A 19,741-nucleotide genomic window follows, 5' to 3' on the forward strand; every position below is an offset into this window, starting at 1 on the left:
CGGGGGTCTCGACGCTCCACGTGCCTTACTTCCGGCCCTCCTGGCCGTAGCGCCCGTCATGTGGGCGAGTCAGGATGCCACGGTACCACTAACCGACGCCGAGGCAGGTCCGATAGCCTTGGGCAGCCTCTGCTGGTCGCAACCGGCTGCCGAGCGTCGCGTTCGGTCAAGCGCTCCGAGGAGACGCTCGACGGCTACGAGATCGACGTGAGTTTCTTTGATCTGCGACATCGCGCGTGGGTCGTGCCGCTTCCAGCAGGGGTTCACCGGACACCAGGGACTTGACGTCGTTGAATCAGGGCTGTATAGTTCATGTATGAATGACTTGGCGCCCGGGGTTCGGGCCGGGAAGCTCATATATTTCCTGCACACCGTTGAGGAGCGGCTGGAAGCCGCGCTCGAGCCCTTGGGGCTCTCGGTCGCCAAGTTCGGCGTGCTCGCCAAGCTCGTGGCGGCGGGCGAGCCCCTCCCCCTCGGAACGTTGGCCGAGCGGATGGCCTGCGTCCGCTCGAACATGACCCAACTCATCGACCGCCTGGAAGCCGACCAGCTCGTGAGACGTGTTGCCGATCCCGGTGACCGCCGCTCGGTTCGCGCCGAGCTCACGAAGGAGGGCCGGGAGCACTATGCCGCTGCGCTCAAGATCGTCGAGCAGGCGGAGTGTGAGCTCTTCTCCGGGCTCCCCAAGAATCAGCAGGACGTCCTCCTCAAGCTTCTGGGCTCCCTAAAGTGCGGTGAGCATTGAGTTTTCTTTAGGGAACATAGTTCATAGATGCACCGTCTATACGTGTAGTTTTTGGGCCTTTCGTGCCCGACCGGAGAGTGTCCGCCGCCGGGCCGCTCATACGTCGAACACTCGAAGGCAAAGGAGCTTCCCCCGATGACTAAGCGGATGTTGTTGATGCTCAGCGCGATGGCCCTCTTCATCGCGGCTGTGGGCTCCGTCAAGTTCTTCCAGATCAAAGCCGCCATCGCCCAGGCGTCGTCCTTCCAGCCCCCGCCCGAGGCCGTCACCACGGTTGTGGCCCGGCAGGAGCAGTGGCCCGCCACACTGGACGTCATCGGGACCGTCGTTGCCGTTCACGGCGTCACCGTGAGCGCCGACCTGCCCGGCATCGTCGACCGGATCTTCATCGAGTCCGGCCGCGCGGTGCAGGCGGGGGACATCCTGGTCGAGCTCGACACCCGCCAGGAGCAGGCCCAACTCGCCGCCGCCGTTGCCGCCGCCGACCTCACTCGCGTCAGCCTCGAGCGCACGCGCGGTCTCGCGCAAGAGGGGATCCTCTCCCAGGCCGACAACGACCGGGCAGCGGCCGAGCACAAGCAAGCCGAAGCTCGCGTGGGCGAGATCCAGGCCACGATCGCGAGGAAGCACATTCGCGCGCCCTTCTCCGGAGTGGTCGGGATCCGTCAGGTCAACCTCGGTCAGTACCTCAGCGCCGGCACCCCCGTGATCCCGATGCAGTCGCTCGATCCGATTTACGTCAACTTCAACGTTCCACAGCAGGAGCTCGGCCGCCTGCACATCGGCGGTGACGTGCGGGTGCACGCGGAGGCGGTGGACCCCGCCGGCTTCGCGGGCAAGATGACCGCCGTCGACTCGGTGGTCGACGAGGGCACCCGAAACCTACGAATCCAGGCCACCCTTGCCAACCCTGAGGGCAAGCTGCGCCCGGGAATGTTCGTGGACACCCAGATCCTCATCGGCGCCAGCCACGACATCATCGCCCTCCCGGCCTCCGCCGTGAACTACGCGCCTTACGGCGACACCGTGTTCGTGGTCGAGGAGCTCAAGGGGCCGAAAGGCGAGGCTTACCGGGGCGTCCGCCAGCAGGTAGTGAAGCTGGGCGTCGCCCGCGGCGATCAGGTGGCCGTCCTCTCCGGCCTCCGCGCGGGCGAGGAAGTGGCGAGCTCCGGCGTGTTCAAGCTGCGCAACGGGGCCGCCGTCCACGTGAATAACCAGGTGCGGCCCGCCAACGACCCTGCACCCAAGCCCGAGGACAACTGACGTGAAGTTCACCGACCTCTTCGTCAAGCGACCCGTCCTGGCCATCGTCGTCAACCTGGTCATCCTCATCGCCGGCCTGCAGTCCATCCGCTCGCTGAGCGTGCGTCAGTATCCGCGGAGCGACATTGCGGTCGTCCGGGTGACGACAACCTATGTGGGTGCTAGCGCCGACCTCGTGCGCGGCTTCATCACCACCCCGCTCGAGCGCGTGATCGCCAGCGCGGACGGCATCGACTTCATGGAGTCCTCCAGCGCCCAGGCCCTGAGCTCGATCATCGTCCACTTGAAGCTCAACTACGACACCAACGCCGCCCTCACCCAGGTCCAGGCAAAGGTGGCGCAGGTGCGGAACGACCTCCCCCCCGAGGCCCAGGCGCCGGTCATCGAGCTGGAGACCGCCGACAACCAGTTTGCCGCCATGTATTTGGGCTTTTCCGCCGACAACCTGGACGAGAACCAGATCACCGACTACCTCACCCGCGTCGTCCAGCCCAAGCTCTCCGCCGTGAGCGGCGTCCAGCGCGCCGACATCCTTGGCAATCGAACGTTCGCGATGCGCATTTGGCTCAAGCCCGACAAGATGGCCGCGCTGGGCATCTCTCCCTCCCAGCTGCGCGACGCGCTGGCCAAGAACAACTATCTCTCCGCCCTGGGCAAGACCAAGGGCTCGATGGTGTCGGTGAACCTCGTGGCCAACACTGACCTCCGCACCCCGGAGGAGTTCCGGCAGCTGGTGGTGAAGAGCAAGGACGGGGTGGTGGTGCGGCTCGGCGAGATAGCGGACGTCTCGCTGGGGTCGGAGAACTACGAGGAGGACGTCCGGTTCAACGGTCAGGTCGCCACCTTCATGGGCGTGTGGGTGCTCCCCACCGCCAACTCCCTCGAGGTCGTCAAGAAGGTTCGGGAGACCCTTCCCGAGATCGCGGCGCAGCTGCCGGCGGGCATGAAGCTGGGCGTCCCCTATGACTCCACGGCCTACATCCAGGACGCCATCAACGAGGTCATCAAGACCCTCAGCGAGACGCTCCTCATCGTGGTGATCGTGATCTTCCTGTTCCTGGGCTCCCTGCGGTCGGTGTTGATTCCCGTCGTGGCCATCCCCATCTCGCTGGTGGGGGCGGTGTTCCTCATGCTGGCGGCGGGCTTCACCATCAACCTGCTGACGCTCCTGGCCATCGTGCTCTCCGTCGGCTTGGTCGTAGACGACGCCATCGTCATGGTCGAGAACGTGGAGCGGCACCTCCACCTAGGCAAATCGCCCTTCCAGGCGGCGATCGATGCCGCGCGCGAGCTGGTGGGCCCGATCATCGCCATGACCATCACCCTGGCCGCCGTTTATGCCCCGGTCGCCCTCCAGGGCGGCCTCACGGGGGCGCTCTTCCGCGAGTTCGCCCTCACCCTGGCCGGCGCGGTGATCGTCTCCGGCGTGGTCGCGCTCACCCTCTCCCCCATGATGGGCTCCCGGCTGTTGCGGGCGGGCGACACGGACAGGGGTTTGGCGGGAGTGATCAACCGGCGGTTCGAGGCCGTGCGTCGCCTCTACACGAAGGCCCTCTCCTGGACGCTGCGCGATCGGCCCGCCGTCTTCGCCCTCTGGGCGATCGTCATCCTGCTGGCGGTGCCGCTCTACTTGTTCTCGCAGAAGGAGTTGGCGCCCATCGAGGACCAGGGCGTGGTCTTTGGATACATCCAGGCGGCCGCCAACTCCACTCTTGACCAGACCAAGCTGTTCACGGCCGAGGTCTACGAGGTCTACAAGTCGTTCCCCGAGTCGGACAGCATCTTCCAGATCATCTCCCCCACGGGGGGCTTCGGGGGCATGGTCACCAAGCCCTGGAGCCAGCGGACCAAGACCGCCGAGCAGCTCATGATGGAGTCGGCCGGGAAGCTGTCGAACATCCCGGGAATCCGCGCCATTCCCCGGACGCCGGCCCCGCTGCCCGGCGGCGGCGACTTCCCGGTGGACCTGGTGATCGCCTCCACCGCGGAGCCGAAGCAACTGAACGAAGTGGCCAACAAGCTCGTGATGAAGGCGTTCGGCAGCGGGCTGTACATCTTCGCCGACGCCGACCTCAAATTCGACCAGCCGCAGACGGAGGTGGTCTTCAATCGCGACAAGGTCCGATCCCAGGGCGTCGACTTGAGCCAGGCCGGGCGCGACCTCTCGACGCTGATGGGGGGCGACTACGTCAACCGCTTCAGCATTCAGGGGCGCAGCTACAAGGTGATTCCGCAGGTGAAGCGCACGGAGCGGCTCACCGCCGATCAGCTCCAGCAGATGTACGTGAGCGGGCCCGGCGACAAGCTCGTGCCGCTTTCCACCTTCGCCAGCTTGAAGACCAGTACCGAGCCGCGGGAGCTGAAGCGCTTCCAGCAGCTCAACGCCGTCCGCATCCAAGGCGTCATTCCCCCCGGGGTTCCCCTCGACCGCGCGCTCACCGCCCTCGAGGATGAGGCTCGCCGCATCCTTCCCCCCGGCTTCACCATCGACTACGCGGGCGAGTCGCGGCAGCTCCGCACCGAGGGCAGCAAGTTCATGGCCACCTTCCTGCTCTCGGCCATTCTCATTTATCTGGTCCTGGCCGCGCAGTTCGAGAGCTTCCGGGATCCCTTCATCATCCTGGCCGGCTCGGTTCCGCTGGCCATCTCGGGAGCTCTCCTTTTTTCCTTCCTCGGGTTCACGACCCTCAACATCTACAGCCAGGTGGGGCTCATCACGCTGGTGGGTCTGGTCTCGAAGAACGGGATCCTCATCGTGGAGTTCGCAAACCACCTACAGGAGACGGGCCTGGACAAGCTCGGCGCCGTGGTCGACGCCGCGGCCACGCGACTCCGCCCGATCCTGATGACCACGGCCGCCACCGTGCTCGGCCATTTCCCGCTCGTGCTCGCGAGCGGGCCCGGGGCCGGCGCGCGCAACAGCATCGGCATCATGCTCGTGAGCGGTATGATCATCGGCACCTTCTTCACGCTGTTCGTGGTGCCGGCGATCTATCTGCTCGTCGCGCGGTCGCGGGTGCCCGCGCTAGCGGAGGCCCCGATGCCGGAGCTGGCAGAGGCGGTCTGAGGAGAACCGGCACGGCCCACGATCCTTCGGGGAGGGCCACAAGGTTCAGACACTCGAGTCGCAAATAAGGCGGGCTGCCGGTCTGAGGCGTCAGCTGCCAGTTCCGGGTGCCGGTCGACTCCGAAGGGATTGATCAAATGCAAGGCCCCCGGAACTGGCGGCAGCGTGGTCAGGGCCTTGTGCTGGCCTTGTCAATCCCCTCAATAGGCGGAAGCGACTGAGGGGGAACAAGAACCCTCTCCGGCGCCGGCCTGTCAGTCTTCAAGGCCTGATCGATAAGATCGACCGCCGGACCCGTGCAGGGGGCTACCTCAATGGTGGCTGCGAGTTCCTTCGTGGTCACGAGACGTCGTCCCCTCTCAGGCAGCCCGTCACATCCCGTAAACGGCACACGCGCCCATTCGGGCCGGTGCGCCTGGAGGGCCCTGCGAGCGCCCAGAGCCAAGGCGTCGTTTTGGCAGCCGACCAGATCAGGCTTGAAAAGCTCAGAGGTCTTGAGCCGAAGCCACGCCGCGACCGCCATTTCACCGCTGGCTTCTGTCCACTCGGCGGGTAGGACCTTGATAATGATGCCGGTGTCCACGATCCCCTCGTTCATCCCCTCCAGCCGGGCTTGCGCAGCCGCCGTCCCTGGCGGGCCCTGGACATAGAGAACGGATCCGCCGCTCGGCAAAATGGCGCGAAACTGGCGTGCTTGGATCCGGCCAATCTCGTGGTTGTCTGCTGCGACGGCAGAGATGGTCACCCGCGGGTATTCCCGCCGCAAGGCTTCGACATAGGGGGCGCTGCGATTCAGGAGGATCCAGCCAATCCCAGCGGCCGCTGCGTTCCGGGCCACGCGCTCGAGGCCGTCCGGCACGCGCGTGTGGACCAGGAAGGCGAGCGGCCGCTCGTCCAACGGGGCGTGGATCCTCTGGAAGAGTTGATGGATTTGAAGGACGGCGTTTTCTTCGGCATCGAGGACCTCGACCCCGAACCCGCTTCGCTTCGCCGCGGAGAGGAGATCCGCCCGCTGCAGCGCATGGTAGTCCTCGTTGAGCGTGAAAAATGAACCGACAAGTTTCCGGCTCGCCAAATTCTGGACCTCCTATGCCATTGGTGTCTCGAGTGCTATCAATAAGGTTACTACCCTTCTTGACCATCTGATTTCCAAACGCGATCTCGCGGGTTGCGACTCCTCCCCTAAGCCCATGAGCAGAGTCAAGTTGCAGCGGCCACACTCTCAGGGGGAGGCGGCTCGCTAGGTGGAAGTGCAGGAGTTTTGGGACAACACTGACTCGACACGTGTGTCCGACAGTGGGAAGCGCGGAGACGAGCGACTCCCCTTAACAGTGCCGGTTCATAACGAAGCGAGCCTGGAGGGGGTCCAGGCCGCACCCTGCCACACCGACGAAGCTCGGCGAGGCAAGGCACACGGCAGCTAGTCCTGCGCCTCGCGTCACTGGGCCGGAGAAGTCAGCGGTTTGCCCTTCTCGACCACGAACGTGGCCAGCACCTTGACTGGCGTTTCGCCCGCATTTTCTGCCCAATGAACTTTTCCAGCCGGCACAAAAAAGACCTCGCCTGATTTCACCGTGGCGGTCGGTCTGCCCTCGATGCTAACGGTGAGAGTGCCCTCGTGAACATACCCGAAGACGTCGCCGGGATGCGTGTGTTTCGGTTCTCGTGCCCCCGGTGTAAATTCCACTTGGGCTACCACTCCCTCGTGGGCTGGAAAATTGCTTAGGTCTTGCTTCGTCAGAATCGTGCGTTTGGCACCTGCCTGCTGAGCATCCAGAGCAGGAGTCCAGGATAACGTTAAGAAGGTAGCGAACACGACTATTACGGTAACTGCCGTCAAGCTCGACCGGTTCATAAGCACCTCCTTGCAGTGTGAATGTTTGTCGGGCCCGCCAGGCTTCGGAGTGCCTTCGACCTCTCGCCCTGGACCCAAAGCGGTCCCCGTCTGCTTTTTCGACCAAGTATTGCGTGAGCTGGTCGGGAGAGCATTGCGCTCCGGCGACAACACGCTCGCCGCAACTACTGCGCACGCGAGGACTCAGGCTTCACGTCGCAGCAGTCGCGTGAGCTCGTTGACGTGCGACCCTCGGCCCAGCGCCAGACCGTCTCTAGTAACACGCCCTTCTCGGTAGGCTCATAGATTGGCACGACCCACTTCTCTGTTCATTTCAACCACAGTCTCGGCCTGAAATCCTTGCGATGCAACCACGACCGGGAACGGTCGTCTCGCCTTCGGGTCTGAAAGGCGGCATAGGGGTCGGATCATGGCGGAAGCCCAGCGAACGTCCGTCCCGCCTGGCTACAGGAGCAAGCGCCGCCCAGTTGGAACGTTCCACGACCTTCGGCTGCACAAACGAGGAGGGAAGAAACAGATACTCAGGGGAGTATAATTCCGAGATTGGACCTGTCCTGACTGGCCAAGCTGAGCCGCGTGCATCCCGTGGCGAGGAAGGAGGGCTGCATGAGATTAGGCATTGTTCTTGTCTTTCTTTCCGCATTGGCGGCGGCCCTCTCAGCTTGCTCAACACCAGCCGCACCGACGCCCGCTCTTGGCCCCCCGCCGGTTGAGATTTCGGGCGTCTCGCCCGCAATGGGGACCTCGTTGTCGACGAACACTGCCGTCGACCTAAGCCTGACCGTGGTTTCCCTTGTGGACTCTCCCTGCCGCACGACCCTCTCTCTGCAAGACGAGGCAGGTGTTCCCCTCCTCGCGTCCGCACCAGCGGTCGATATCGCGCCGCGAGGCAAGGCCAGCCTTGGCGCCTCGTTTGTCGTTCCCCCAGGGGCGTTCTCGATCGAAGCGTTAATCGTCTCCCGCTTTGCCGATCAGAATCAGCCCTCCGAGGTATTCGTCGCGCGGTATTCCGTTCGGTAAGTCAGCGGTCGGGGGTATGTCTTGGCTTCGATGATGACGATGACGCTCATTGCCGCCCGCGGCGTCGAGAAGACCTACCGGTCCTGGCGCCGCCGCATCCCCGCTCTCGCCGGGGTGGACCTCGATGTGCACCAGGGCGAAGTATTCGGCCTCATCGGCCCAAACGGCGCCGGCAAGACCACGCTGCTCACCTGCCTGCTGGGCCTCCAGCGCCCCGACCGCGGGACCATCGCCGTGGCCGGCCGCGCCGCGGACGACCTGGCAGTGCGGGCCCGCACCGGTTACCTCCCGGAACGGCTGGGCTTTGATCGCGAGTTGACCGGGCAGGATTTCCTCCGCCAGCACGCGCGGCTGGCGGGCCTCGGGGAGCGGGAGGTCGCGCCCAGCCTGCGCCAGGCGCGCGAGCGCGTGCAGATCGCGGAGGAGGCGCTGCGGCGCCCCCTGCGCACCTACTCGCGGGGCCTGCTGCAGCGCATCGGGCTTGCCCAGGCGCTGTTCCGCGCGCCGGACCTGCTCTTTCTGGACGAGCCCGCCTCGGGTATGGACCCCATCGGCGTGGCCTTGGTGCGCGAGGTGATCCTTGAGGAGCGCGCCCGCGGGTCCACGGTGGTGCTGAACTCACACCAGCTCCCGGAGGTGGAGCGTGTGTGCGACCGCGTGGCCTTCATCGCGCGCGGGCATGTGGAGAGGGTGGAGGTGCTGCGCGATCCGAGCCGCGCCACCGAAACCTGGGAAGCGCGGGTGGGCACCGGCCAGCAGGACGCGGCGCTGGCCACGCTAAGAGGGGCCGGCCTGGCGGTGGCGGGCCAGGGAGAGGACCGGATTCGCCTGGAGCTGACGCCGGCCGAGTTGGCGCGAGTCGCACCTGTACTCGTGGGAGCCGGGCTCGCCCTGCTGGGCCTGGCTCCCGCGACGGCCCGGCTGGAGGGGCTTTTCGGAAACGGGGGCCGCGATGGCTGAGATGTTCCGCAGCACTCTGCGCGCGCGAGGGCTCCGCCCGGCTCCGCTGGCGCTGGCCGCTTTCTTGGTGGCCACCGCTACCTTCCTGGGCTGGGTGGACGGCGGCATCGACCCCCTAACCGCAATCGTAATCGCCAGCATCAGCACCATTGTGACCAGCGCGGGCCTGATCGGCAGCGACGTGGCGGACGGCACGGTGCAGCTGGTGCTGGCGCGGCCCCTGACCCGGAACCAGTACTTGGCGGGGCGCTTCCTGGGCGCCGCCACTCTGGCCGTGCTCGCCGGTGTGCTCATCCTCTGCGGGGGCACCGCCGGAGTGTGGCTGAGAAGCGGGCGGCTGGACCGGGAAGAGCTGACCCTCCTGGCTATAACGACTCTCGCCCACCTGCTCTGGCAGACCACCCTTTGCTTCGCCCTCTCCACATTCGCTCCCGGGCATGGTGACGTGGTCGCCTACCTGGTGCTGCTGGTGGCCAGCCGGCTTCTGGCCTGGCAGGCGTCGGACGTGTCCTGGCCCTGGCTGGCGGCGGCGTTCCACTGGTGGGCGGACCAGGTCGAAAACGAACTCACCTACTCCGGCTTTTCGCTCACGTTCTTGCAGGACCTCGTGCGCTGGCTCAGCAACGGGGCAGTGACGCTGCTGCTGGGCGCATTGGTGTTTCGCCACCGGCAGTTCTCGTATGGAGCCGGCTAGCCCTCCGCGCGGTGGCTCCCAGCGGCGCTGGCCGCGCGCGCTGCTCGCGGCAGTACCCGTCCTGCTGGGACTGCGGCTGGTGCTTCCTGAGCCCCGGGACCAGGTGGCCTGGGTGCCGCTGGCGGAAGCAGCGCGGGTCTCCGCGGAGCGCGGCCGGCCCATCCTCTACGACTTCACCGCGGCCTGGTGTGGGCCATGCGCCCGCCTGGAGCGCGAGGTCTTCTCCGACCCCCGCCAGGCGGCGTTCGTCAACGAACGCTTCGTACCGGTAAAGGTGGTTGACCGCGCCAAGGAGGACGGCGAGAACCCGCCTCCGGTGGCCTCGCTGGAGGCGCGCCTCCAAGTCCGGGGCTTTCCCACCCTGGTGGTCGCTGGCCCCGACGGTCCCGCGCTCAACCAACTTACGGGCTACCGCTCGCACAGATGGGTAGTGCGCTTCCTGGAGTACGCCGCCAGCGGCAAGGCGCGGGCGGCAAGGCCCGGTGACGGGCGCCGCAGCGTTACCGAGTGACGCGCGGCCGGGCGCAACCGGCGACCGCGGGCCAGGAAGCCAGGTCCGCAGCGGGTTTGAGTGCTGTTGTCGCCCTGCACCCAAGTGGTAGAACGCCGCCTCTGGGGAGTCGCGGGCCCTGCCAAAGACGCCCCAGTCAAGGTGAGAGGTCGGGATCCTGACTGGACTACAGCCTAATCTGGAGGATGGCATGGCCCTTGAAATTCGGAAACGATTCGTTTCGGACGATGGCGTGATTGCGGAGGCGGCCGCGATTCCCTAGGGGAGCTTCACGCCCTCCGACTATCCAGGGAGCACCATTCGCAGGGGGCAACAGGTGCTTATCTTCTTTCAATCTTCAGTACGAAGACAAAAGCCGCTTGCTGGCGTAAAGAAGCTTAGCCTGAACCTGCTGGTGGTCGTTGGCGTACAGAATGTCGGCCTGATAGATCTGCAGGTAGTGGACGGGAGCCGTGCCGTCCCGTGACCCCATAGAAGCGTCCGTAATCGCAGGCCGAATCGCAGGCTTGACCCGCGTCCCGTATGGTCATAGTTTGGTTCCAGGGCGACTGCTATCCCACAACAGGGGACACCAGCCCTCGTGCTGTCGGTGCCAAGAAATGACCGAGAGTCGTAACAAGGGTGCCGCGACCGTGGCGGCGCAGGCATCCCGGGATCAGTTGCTCGCCAGGCTGGCCGAGACCGAGGCGTGGCTGCAGCTATTCACGGAGCACGTCCCGGTGCGGGCGTGCGCCACGGATGGCGATCTGCGCGTCGTCCGCGACATCGGGCTGGGTTTCGCTGACAGCCCCGGACCCATTGGCAAGACGGTTGACGAGCTCTTCGCCACCTCCCCGGATCGCGATCGCGTTCTCGACGGCTGCCGCAGTGCACTGCAGGGGGAGATAGCGAGCTGCACATCGATGACGGTGAGCACAGCGCCCATCTTCGCCTGACGCCCCGCTTCGACGCCCAAGGCAGAGTGGTCGGTGTGATCGGCCTCGCATTCGACGTCACCGAACGGACTCGTGCGGAAAGCGGGCTCCGCGAAGCGCAGCGTCTCCTTCGCGAAGCGCAGCGCATCGGGCGCGTGCGGTCGTGGGAGGAGGATCTGCGTACCGGCGTCATCAAGGAGGACCTAGCCGAACTGGTCGAGCCGCCTCTACCGCTGCCGCGGGAGGAAGCCTGGAAGGCGGTTCCAACTGAAGAGCGGGCTCGTCTAGTCGAGCTGCGTCGACGCACGATCGAAGAGGGTGTGCCCTTTGAGATCGAGCACCCACTGGTGACCCCCGACGGCTCAACGCGTACCGTCGTGACGCGTGGCGAACTGCTGCGCGACACCTCCGGCCGGCCGGAGCGCATCCTTGGCTCGACCCTCGACATCACCGACCGGGCTCGTGTCGAGGAGGAGGTCCGCGTGGGCCAGCGGCTCCTGCAACGTGTGCTGGAGACGATCCCCGTCGGTGTGGTGGTCGTCGATCCTGATGCCAACGTCGTCCTCAGCAATCCCGCGTCAGCCCGTATCTGGGGCGGCGTCATTGCCGCTGCGGACGAGCGTTACCGCAGCTGCAAGGGCCATTGGCACGCGACGGGCCAACCGTTGGCTCCTGAGGACTGGGGCTCGATGCGAGCCCTGCGCAAGGGCGAGACCTCGCTCAACGAGTTGATCGACATCGAGACATTCGACGGACGGCGCCGCATCATTCAGAACTCGGCCGCGCCAATATCCGGGCCCAACGGCGCCATCGTCGGCGCCGTGGTCGTCAACCAGGACGTCACGGAGCGCGTCCGCGCCGAGGAGGCCCTGCGGAGGACCCAGCGCCTCCTGGTGGAAGCGGAGAAACTCGGGGCGACCGGTAGCTGGGAGCACGACCTTGTCACGGGCGAGATCGTCGACAGCGAAGGGAACCGGCGGCTCTTCTTCGGTGGCGCCAGAGGTACGCACGTATTCGACGACTACTCCCAGGTGATCCATCCCGACGACCGCGCCCGCGTGCTCTCCCGTCGGGCAGAGCTGCTGGCGGGCGAGGGTCCGCCGGACATCGAGTACCGCGTGATCTGGCCGGACGCCAGCGTGCACCACATCCTCGGGCTCGCCACAGTCGTGCGCGATTTCGCGGGCCGAGCGGTGCGTGTCTATGGGACCAACGCGGACATCACCCGCCGTAAGCTCGCGGAGGAGGAGCGCGCACGCCTCCTGGACAGCGAGCGCCGCGCCAGAGCGGAGACGGAGCGGACGCTCGAGCGGCTTCGCGCCATTCAGAGCATCACCGATTTGGCTCTGGCACGCCTCGCCGTCGACGAACTGGTGGCCGAGCTGCTGGCGCGTTTACGAAAGGCTCTGGAAGGCGACTACGCTTTCATTGAACTCATCGATGAAAAGCACGATAGACTCTTCACCCGAGCCGCCGACGGAGTGGCTCTGGACCTGGTCAAGACCGTACGGGTGCCGATCGGCCAGGCGGTCTCAGGCCGCATCGCCGCCGACGGGAAGCCGCAGATCATCTACGACCTGTCAACCGCCGATATTTCCAAGGTCGAAGGGCTGACCCCCGAGTTTCGTACCCTCCTTAGGGGCTCGATGCTCGGGACTCCCCTGCAGGTCGAGGGCCGAGTGATAGGCGTGCTGAGCGTCGTTACTGCCCAGCCGCGCCGATTCACGGAAGAGGACTTGCGCCTGCTCCAGGTTGTTGCCGACCGCGTTGCACCCACGATCGAGCGGAGCCGCCTCGACGAGGGGATGCGGGCGGGCCGTAAGCAGTTGCAAGCCCTGTCCCGGCGCCTCCTTAGTGCACAGGAGGAGGAGCGCCGGCGGCTGGCTGTCGAGCTGCACGACGAGCTCGGCCAGGTCCTCACGGTCGTGAAGATCAATCTCGCGTCCCTCGAGCGGCAGAGGAAAGCCGGAATGGGCTTAGCCCGCCTCAAGGAAGCGATCGCTTCCGTCGACCAGGCCATGGAGAGGGTGCGCGACCTGGCATTGGACCTGAGGCCTTCGGTGCTCGACGACCTCGGGCTAGCTGCGGCCGTCCGCTGGTATGCCGACCGATTCGCGAGGACGACGCACGTCCGCGCACACGTTGCAATGGATGTGGTGCCGCAAGTGCCGGCGGAGCTGGAAACCGCCTGCTTCCGGGTGACCCAGGAGGCGCTCACGAACATTGCTCGCCACGCGCGGGCTCGAAACGTCTGGATAGATCTCCACGTCGTCGGCGCTGAGATCGACCTCAGGATTCGGGATGACGGGGTCGGCTTCGACGCCGCCCTGGCGCGGGAGCGCGCGATCGGAGGAGCTTCGATGGGCCTCCTCGGGATGCAGGAGCGCGTGTCCCTGGCGGGCGGAGTTTACGAACTAACCACCCGCCCAGGAGGTGGGACTGAGGTGAGGGCTCGCCTGCCCCTTAGGACGAATACTTCCAGTGCGCCGTGACGCCTGTCGACCTGCTGTTTTGATCGGTTTGTCCGCACTTTCGGTGGCAAAAGAGCCGGGCGATGGCACCTATCTGGGTTCTTCCCCACTCTCGGTGCAAACCGGCGGCCTTTCTGGCGGCGAACCACCTTTGAGCCAGGGGGTTACGAGCGAACGAGTCGGCGCGACTGCCTGAATGAACAAACGCGCTGATGTCATCCGAGTTACCCCTGCCATTCCGGTTAGTTGCGGGCTCGGCCAGCTCCTTTCGTGCACTAGTGGGGAAGAACCGTTTTTCGTGTCGCTGCGACATGCGCCTTGCAGGTCCAATAGACCCGCCCTCCTTTACGGCCTTAAGATAAGGCGCGTCAGACAAGGAGGACACTCATGCCGTCTCGGCTGGTAGCCACTTCCGTGGGATTGCTTCTCTTCACTCTAGCGGCCTGGACCGCTGGAGGGGCCAAAACCCCTATCGTCCGGCTCGAGACCGGCCGCCCGGGGCTGGGAATGATGGACGAGACGTTCATGGTGGCGCTCCCCATCGACAACGCGGGGGCCCAGCGCGTGGACGACCTGCAGGTGACGGGCGTGTCCCTGGGGTCAGCACCGCTCCTGAGCCCAACGTCCTTCCCGGTCATACTGGGACCGATTCCACCCGGCGGTCACGTGATCTTCCAGGCCGACTTCGAGGCCGGCAATCTCGAGGCGGATTTCTCCTACACCCTGACGGTCACGGGCACGTACACCCACGGGCCCAACGGCCGCCCGATCCCCTTCACGCTGACGCGGGAGGTGAGCACGCTCCCGGCAAGCCCCGGCTCGGCCACAGCGAAGAGTGGTTCGGCAAGACCCGAGTCTCCCTCGGGCCCCCCCTTCCCGCCCTTTCCCCACGGGTTCAGCCCCGAGGTCAACACGGTGAGGCTGCCCACACCGGTGGGCCCCTTCGTCCCCGGCAACTTGACCCAGCCGAGCACCTCCGTCGAGGCGCCCCCGAACGGTCACACGGCCTCCGCGCTCCTGACGAAGCCACTAACGGACCCGCCGGTCGCCATCACGACGAACCGGGGCGTTGGCGTCCCCCAGTCCGATATCTGGCCGATTACGGAGCCGAGCGGTGCAAGCGGGGGAGGGGTGGTCTTCGTCACCTTCAACCCGTACTACACCACGGGCGCGGCCTACTCCCTGGACGGGGGAAGCACCTACAGGACGATCGACCTCCAGAAGGCCTTCCCCCACGACGGCATCGGGATCTGCTGCGACCAGGTAGTCCAGTACGTCCCGAAGATCGATCGTTTTATCTGGATCATGCAGGGCCCGACCCACAGCCAATCGGGCCAGGGCGACTACCGGCTGGCGGCGGCGAGCCCCGCCGAGATCAAGAAGCACCACGGCCTGGTCTGGACCACCTGGAAACTGGACGCCCACAGCATCGGCCAGCCGGACCCTACAGACTTCGACTACCCCAGCATGTCCGTGGGCAACAACTCCCTCTATGTTAGCTGGGACGTGGGATGGCAGGCCTGCGGAACCAAGAAGCACCCTTGCACGTGGGGGCGCGAGGTCCTGCGGATCCCCCTCTCGGACATCCAAGCCGGCGGCGCCATCCACTTCCGCTACACGCACCCGTCCAACTCCTACGTGGCCTGGGCGTCGGCCGTGACCCAGGACACGAAGGACGAGGTCTTCTGGGCCGGCCACAACGGCACCAGCCAGCTCAGGGTGTTTTCCTGGGCGGAAGGTTCGAACATCTACCACTGGGAGGATGTGAAGATCGCGACCTACGTGAGGAACCCCCCGGGGACCACGAACAACGCCGGCAAGATCATCAAGGTCGCTGGCCACGAGCCCTCCTATGCTCCCTACCCCCTAGCGAAGCTCCTCGTCCCCCACACCCGGGACTGGCTCTGGAGGTTCTCGGACGACATCATCATGGGGGCCACACGGTCGGGGAAGCAGGTCTGGTTCGCGTGGGATGCCGCCCCGAAGGACGACATTCCCCAACCCTACATCGAGATGGTCACCCTGGATCGGAGCGCCGACTTTACCGTGGTCCAGCAGGAGCAGATCTGGAACTCCGCCTTCGCCTTCGGGTTCCCTTCCCTCGCCACCAATGCCTGCACCGGGGAGATCGGGCTCTCCCTGGCCCGCGGTGGCGGGAACACGGACTATGAGAACCACGCGGTGGGATTCTGGGGGGACTTCAAGGTCTACGACACGACGGATGCGAACGCGACGACGGGTCTGTTCGGCGACTACCTCACTATTCGGCAGAACCCCACGGCCGACCTGCACGGGGCCTTTTTCGATGCCTTCGGCTTCGCCTTGAACAAGGCCAGCACGGCCGGGCCCGGTCATGTGCTTCCCGAGTCCGAGATCAACGTGGACATCCGCTACGCGGTCTTCGGACGCAGCGGGGCCTGCCCGCGGCCTTAGGAAAGGGGAGCGAGTTTCGCCTCGATGACGCAGGTATTCCGTTGGGAATAGCGAAATAGTGCTCGAGACTGTGTGGATCCCCACCTCATCGAGGTAGGGGCCCCGAAGAACTCTCCCTGCGCGCGGCGAGCCGTCGCGAGGCTCCGGGCCCCCTGCGTTGAAGAGAGGGTGATCCTCGCTCTCCGTTAGATCAAGCTCGGGAGGCCCAAGTCAGCACCGTGCTGACACTCTGAGGCCCGGTCGAACGGATGAGCACATACATTCGATTCGCAACTCTAGAGACAGTCAGTAGAGTGCGCGCAGATCTTTCCGCAGCCGGTCCGGGCCGCCATCGGAAAGAAGGCTCTCGATCGCAGCGTGGGTTCTCTTCCAGACGGGAACGGCGCGGACAAGCAATTTCCGCCCAGTGGGCGTCAGCGTCATCAGACGGCGCCGCCGGTCGGTCGGGTCCGTCACGATCGTGACCAGGCCCCTGCTCTGCAACGGTTTGAGGGCCGCCGTCAAGGTGGTCCGATCCATCGCCAGTAGCGACGACACTTCCGCCATATCGGGTGGTTTCGGGCGGTTCAGGGACATCATGAGCGAGAACTGCCCGTTGGTCAGGCTTAGCGGGCGTAACGCATCGTCAAAGCGTCGCGCCAGCGCCCTCGCTGCTCGCTGCACATGAAGACAGAGGCAAGAGTCACGGACCAGGAGTGTCGTCTCGTAAGCAGGGTTCGTAAGTCTTGACATAGTTGAATTATATTGATATCAACGTATCGCGCAAACGGCGCGGAGAGGGAAAGGCAGCCACGCTGCCCTTGTATCACGAGAGGGATCCTCTGTCCCAGGAGAAATCAATGAAGCTAGAGATGACCCGGACCGTCTCATTTCCAAGCCTCGTGCTGGCCGCCGCCTTGAGCCCCGGGTGGCCGCAGCAGGCGCAAGAGGCCAAAGCACCGTATCCGAGCATGGCGCCGCTTGAGCAATACTTGATCACCGATCGGAATGCCGAGGTAGCGCTGGCCCGGAGCGCGGCGCCGGAATCCATCTCACGCGATGCCGAGGTCATGGTGCTTGGACGGCAGGGCTACGAGACCGCCGTTAAAGGCAAGAACGGCTTCATGTGTATCGTGGAGAGATCGTGGACCGCCCCGATCGACGATCCCGACTTTTGGAATCCCAAGCTGCGGGGTCCGATTTGCTTCAACCCGCCCGCAGTACGTTCCTACCTCCCCCTTACTATCAAGAAGACCGAGTTGGTGCTAGCTGGACAGTCCAAAACTCAAATGTCCGAAGGTATAAGGGCCGGCCTCGACAAGAAGGAGTTGCCGACACCGGAATCTGGTGCGATGTGCTACATGCTGTCAAAGGATGGGTACCTGAGCGATCGTGACGGGCACTGGCACCCCCACCTGATGTTTTTCGTTCCGCAAACGGCGGCTCTGACTTGGTGTGCAAATCTGCCAGGCTCCCCCATTTTGGCGTCTCAAGACCCCGCTTCCCGATTGACGGTATTCCTGATCCCGGTCGCAAAATGGTCGGACGGAACGGCTGACGCACCGAACCCTATGTGAGGGATCAGGCTCCTCTCCGCCCGGCGCTACGCATCAGCCGCGCAGGTACTTGCTGAACCAGTCCAGCGTCCGCTGCCAGGCCAGCTTCGCGGCGGCTTCGTCGTAGCGGGGTGTCGTGTCGTTGTGAAAGCCGTGGTTGGCCTTGGGATATACGTAGCCTTCGTGCGGTACGCCGATGGCGGTCAGGGCCTTGTCGTAATCGGGCCACGTCGCCGCCAGCCGCGTGTCGAGCTCGGCGTGGTGCACCAGGACCGCCGCCTTGATCTTCGCGACTTCTGCCGGCTCAGGCACCCCGCCGTAGAAGGAAACGGCCGCCGCAAGGTCCGGAAGGCGGGTGGCGATCATGCTGGCGGTGCCGCCGCCGAAGCAGAACCCGACCACCCCGAGCTTGCCCGTGCTGTCGGGACGAGCCTTCAGCCAGTTGGCGGCCGCGACGAAGTCCTCCGCGAGCTTTGGTCTGTCCAACTTCTTGAACAGCTCGAGTCCCTTTTCGTCGTCGCCCGGATACCCGCCGAGCGATGTCAGGCCGTCCGGCGCAAGGGCCATGAAATCCGCCGTGCCGAGCCGCCGCGCGACATCTTCAACATAGGGATTGAGGCCGCGGTTCTCATGGACGACGAGGACCGCGGGCCATTTCGAGCCGCTCGCCGGCCGGACGAGATAGCCCTTGATCGAGCCGTTGCCCATGGGCGATAGTACCGTCGCGCTGTCGGTCCGGATGCGCTTGTCCTGCGGCGGCACCTGCTCCGCCCAAGCGTAGTTGGCCTGGAGCGACTCGAGGAGCGCCGCCGCCGTGAGGCCACCAACGGCGAACTTGCCGGCACGGTCCAGGAATGCCCGACGACTGATGTCACCGTGAACGTAGAGGTGAAACAGGTCCAGCACTTCCTGCGAGAAGTCGGACGCGTTCTTTCGTTCCATGGCGATGCTTCCTTCTTGGTCCTTGATTCACGCGGGTCGCTACCGCCGCCCTCGGCGGTTGGGGGCAAGACTAGCACACGTTCGTTTGCCGTTCCGAGGGGTAGAGAGCACGGTTGCGTTAGACCCTTCGATAGGAAAGGGTCACAGTTGTACCTCCCCACCTCGTCGTCACTATTTCCAGATGGTAGCGTGTCTCATGTACGTTGACACGGAAATACGGCTTCAGCACCGTCGCCGCTGCGGCCATGTGTTGAGGGATTGAAGCTAACCGCCCTCGAGGAGCACGGTCATGCTGAGACGTTGCTTCAATTGCAGCGCAGTAACGGTATTGGCGGCAAGTTGCCTGTTTGCGCAGACATCGGGGCCCGTCCAAACGTTTCCTCTTCGCGATACGACGGGCTTGATAGCGCCGAAAGTGAAGACGGAAGCAGTGAAGTACCTCGGACGCGAATGCGTCCGGGTCACCATCGAAGGGGAAGACCACGCGGGGATCGCGCTGCTGCCGGGAACCGACTTCCAAGATGGAGTGATCGAGGCGGATATCGCGCTGAAGACCACAACCCCCCCGGGGGTCAGGTATCCAGGCTTTGTCGGCATTGCCTTCCGCGTCAGGCCCGATGCTTCGCACTACGAGTTGTTCTACCTGAGGCCGGGAAACTCGGCGGCCGCGGATCAAGCGATGCGGAACCATTCAGTTCAGTACGTCTCGGAGCCAGGCTTCGGATGGTATCGACTGCGCCGGGAATGGCCGTGGGTTTATGAGTCTCATGCGGATCTTGCCATGGAGACTTGGACCAGAATTCGGGTCGAGGTGACCGGCCGCGCCGCGACACTCTATCTGAACGGATCGACCAAGCCGAGTCTGGTCGTGGACGGGTTGAAGGGCGAGGACTTGCACGGCGCCGTCGGGCTTTGGGGCTTCACCGACGAGGAGGCCTATTTTTCCAATGTGCGGATTACGCGCGCGGTGCCGCAGAACCTGAAAAACGGATCGGACGTCGCCGGTTCGTGGGAGATGCGGTATTCAAGCGACGCAGGTGGAATGGGCGCGTCCATGGAATTGCACCGCGACGGAAACAGAGTCAAGGGAACGTGGTCCGGCCCACTTGGAGAGGGGCGCGAGATAACCGGCACCTGGCGCGACGGTTACGTCGAGCTCTCGTTTGGGGGTGACTGGCCGAAGGAGAGCCGGCAAGGAGCCCCGGGTCCGGTCACTGCGTTCCTGACCGGTTGGATTGACGGCGATTCCGGCAAGGGGCGGATGCGCGTGGAAGGACGTTCCGATGGCGCATGGGCGGCGAAGCGGAAGGAGTAAGGCTGCTCCGCAATCC

General features: G+C 65.0%; 17 protein-coding genes. 12 read left to right on the forward strand and 5 right to left on the reverse strand.

Annotation, left to right across the window (positions count from 1 at the left end):
* Positions 1-316: 316 nt before the first annotated feature.
* The 3 genes from VN461_00470 (at position 317) to VN461_00480 (ending at position 5,075) form a co-directional block, all read left to right on the forward strand.
* Positions 317-745, forward strand: a complete 429-nt coding sequence (locus VN461_00470; protein ID HXB53229.1) for a MarR family transcriptional regulator — start codon at positions 317-319, stop codon at positions 743-745.
* A 135-nt stretch (positions 746-880) separates the two neighbouring features.
* Positions 881-2,008, forward strand: coding sequence for an efflux RND transporter periplasmic adaptor subunit (locus tag VN461_00475; protein HXB53230.1), 1,128 nt, complete (start codon positions 881-883; stop codon positions 2,006-2,008).
* 1 nt (position 2,009) lies between these two features.
* Positions 2,010-5,075: an efflux RND transporter permease subunit gene (locus VN461_00480; GenBank protein HXB53231.1), complete on the forward strand. Its 3,066-nt coding sequence runs from the start codon at positions 2,010-2,012 to the stop codon at positions 5,073-5,075.
* Between the two features lie 169 nt (positions 5,076-5,244).
* Here the strand turns inward: VN461_00480 and VN461_00485 are convergent, their stop codons facing one another.
* Both VN461_00485 and VN461_00490 read right to left on the reverse strand, forming a co-directional pair.
* A complete protein-coding gene (locus VN461_00485) occupies positions 5,245-6,150 on the reverse strand; it encodes a substrate-binding domain-containing protein (GenBank protein HXB53232.1) in 906 nt (301 codons plus the stop codon).
* 363 nt (positions 6,151-6,513) lie between these two features.
* On the reverse strand, positions 6,514-6,930 hold the full coding sequence (locus tag VN461_00490) for a cupin domain-containing protein (protein HXB53233.1): 417 nt from the start codon (positions 6,928-6,930) through the stop codon (positions 6,514-6,516).
* Between the two features lie 606 nt (positions 6,931-7,536).
* Between VN461_00490 and VN461_00495 the strand changes: the two genes are divergently transcribed.
* The 4 genes from VN461_00495 to VN461_00510 are packed head-to-tail and all read left to right on the forward strand — an operon-like array spanning position 7,537 to position 10,115.
* Entirely contained in the window at positions 7,537-7,950 is a 414-nt protein-coding gene (locus VN461_00495; protein HXB53234.1) for a hypothetical protein, read from the forward strand.
* Positions 7,951-7,989: 39 nt separating this feature from the next.
* On the forward strand, positions 7,990-8,910 hold the full coding sequence (locus VN461_00500) for an ABC transporter ATP-binding protein (protein ID HXB53235.1): 921 nt from the start codon (positions 7,990-7,992) through the stop codon (positions 8,908-8,910).
* A complete protein-coding gene (locus VN461_00505; protein ID HXB53236.1) occupies positions 8,903-9,604 on the forward strand; it encodes an ABC transporter permease subunit in 702 nt (233 codons plus the stop codon). Before VN461_00500 ends, VN461_00505 begins: the two co-directional genes overlap by 8 nt.
* Positions 9,591-10,115: a thioredoxin family protein gene (locus tag VN461_00510; protein ID HXB53237.1), complete on the forward strand. Its 525-nt coding sequence runs from the start codon at positions 9,591-9,593 to the stop codon at positions 10,113-10,115. Before VN461_00505 ends, VN461_00510 begins: the two co-directional genes overlap by 14 nt.
* 337 nt (positions 10,116-10,452) lie before the next feature.
* Here the strand turns inward: VN461_00510 and VN461_00515 are convergent, their stop codons facing one another.
* Positions 10,453-10,587, reverse strand: a complete 135-nt coding sequence (locus VN461_00515) for a hypothetical protein (GenBank protein HXB53238.1) — start codon at positions 10,585-10,587, stop codon at positions 10,453-10,455.
* 127 nt (positions 10,588-10,714) lie between these two features.
* On the opposite strand from VN461_00515, the gene VN461_00520 reads away from it, so the two are divergent.
* The 3 genes from VN461_00520 to VN461_00530 all read left to right on the forward strand — a co-directional run bounded on the left by VN461_00520 (position 10,715) and on the right by VN461_00530 (position 15,933).
* Positions 10,715-11,050 (forward strand): hypothetical protein, encoded by a 336-nt coding sequence (locus VN461_00520; GenBank protein HXB53239.1) that lies wholly within the window; start codon positions 10,715-10,717, stop codon positions 11,048-11,050.
* A 35-nt stretch (positions 11,051-11,085) separates the two neighbouring features.
* Positions 11,086-13,521, forward strand: coding sequence for a PAS domain S-box protein (locus VN461_00525; GenBank protein ID HXB53240.1), 2,436 nt, complete (start codon positions 11,086-11,088; stop codon positions 13,519-13,521).
* Between the two features lie 366 nt (positions 13,522-13,887).
* Positions 13,888-15,933, forward strand: a complete 2,046-nt coding sequence (locus tag VN461_00530; protein HXB53241.1) for a hypothetical protein — start codon at positions 13,888-13,890, stop codon at positions 15,931-15,933.
* A 285-nt stretch (positions 15,934-16,218) separates the two neighbouring features.
* Here VN461_00530 and VN461_00535 read toward each other — a convergent pair whose 3' ends face one another.
* A complete protein-coding gene (locus VN461_00535) occupies positions 16,219-16,665 on the reverse strand; it encodes a MarR family winged helix-turn-helix transcriptional regulator (GenBank protein HXB53242.1) in 447 nt (148 codons plus the stop codon).
* 107 nt (positions 16,666-16,772) lie between these two features.
* Between VN461_00535 and VN461_00540 the strand changes: the two genes are divergently transcribed.
* Entirely contained in the window at positions 16,773-17,489 is a 717-nt protein-coding gene (locus VN461_00540; GenBank protein HXB53243.1) for a hypothetical protein, read from the forward strand.
* A 33-nt stretch (positions 17,490-17,522) separates the two neighbouring features.
* Here VN461_00540 and VN461_00545 read toward each other — a convergent pair whose 3' ends face one another.
* Complete coding sequence (locus tag VN461_00545; GenBank protein ID HXB53244.1) at positions 17,523-18,410, reverse strand: dienelactone hydrolase family protein; 888 nt, start codon at positions 18,408-18,410, stop codon at positions 17,523-17,525.
* Positions 18,411-18,699: 289 nt separating this feature from the next.
* Between VN461_00545 and VN461_00550 the strand changes: the two genes are divergently transcribed.
* A complete protein-coding gene (locus VN461_00550) occupies positions 18,700-19,725 on the forward strand; it encodes a hypothetical protein (protein HXB53245.1) in 1,026 nt (341 codons plus the stop codon).
* Positions 19,726-19,741 lie beyond the last annotated feature (16 nt).

This window comes from Vicinamibacteria bacterium (assembly GCA_035570235.1).
Taxonomy (GTDB): domain Bacteria; phylum Acidobacteriota; class Vicinamibacteria; order Fen-336; family Fen-336; genus DATMML01.

What these genes read in the sequence shown, in the direction of transcription:
- VN461_00470 (HXB53229.1), top strand. Translation starts at nt 317, where the DNA reads ATGAATGACTTGGCGCCCGGGGTTCGGGCCGGGAAGCTCATATATTTC.
- VN461_00475 (HXB53230.1), top strand. Translation starts at nt 881, where the DNA reads ATGACTAAGCGGATGTTGTTGATGCTCAGCGCGATGGCCCTCTTCATC.
- VN461_00490 (HXB53233.1), bottom strand. Translation starts at nt 6,930, where the DNA reads ATGAACCGGTCGAGCTTGACGGCAGTTACCGTAATAGTCGTGTTCGCT.
- VN461_00495 (HXB53234.1), top strand. Translation starts at nt 7,537, where the DNA reads ATGAGATTAGGCATTGTTCTTGTCTTTCTTTCCGCATTGGCGGCGGCC.
- VN461_00500 (HXB53235.1), top strand. Translation starts at nt 7,990, where the DNA reads ATGACGCTCATTGCCGCCCGCGGCGTCGAGAAGACCTACCGGTCCTGG.
- VN461_00505 (HXB53236.1), top strand. Translation starts at nt 8,903, where the DNA reads ATGGCTGAGATGTTCCGCAGCACTCTGCGCGCGCGAGGGCTCCGCCCG.
- VN461_00510 (HXB53237.1), top strand. Translation starts at nt 9,591, where the DNA reads ATGGAGCCGGCTAGCCCTCCGCGCGGTGGCTCCCAGCGGCGCTGGCCG.
- VN461_00515 (HXB53238.1), bottom strand. Translation starts at nt 10,587, where the DNA reads ATGGGGTCACGGGACGGCACGGCTCCCGTCCACTACCTGCAGATCTAT.
- VN461_00520 (HXB53239.1), top strand. Translation starts at nt 10,715, where the DNA reads ATGACCGAGAGTCGTAACAAGGGTGCCGCGACCGTGGCGGCGCAGGCA.
- VN461_00530 (HXB53241.1), top strand. Translation starts at nt 13,888, where the DNA reads ATGCCGTCTCGGCTGGTAGCCACTTCCGTGGGATTGCTTCTCTTCACT.
- VN461_00535 (HXB53242.1), bottom strand. Translation starts at nt 16,665, where the DNA reads ATGTCAAGACTTACGAACCCTGCTTACGAGACGACACTCCTGGTCCGT.
- VN461_00540 (HXB53243.1), top strand. Translation starts at nt 16,773, where the DNA reads ATGAAGCTAGAGATGACCCGGACCGTCTCATTTCCAAGCCTCGTGCTG.
- VN461_00545 (HXB53244.1), bottom strand. Translation starts at nt 18,410, where the DNA reads ATGGAACGAAAGAACGCGTCCGACTTCTCGCAGGAAGTGCTGGACCTG.
- VN461_00550 (HXB53245.1), top strand. Translation starts at nt 18,700, where the DNA reads ATGCTGAGACGTTGCTTCAATTGCAGCGCAGTAACGGTATTGGCGGCA.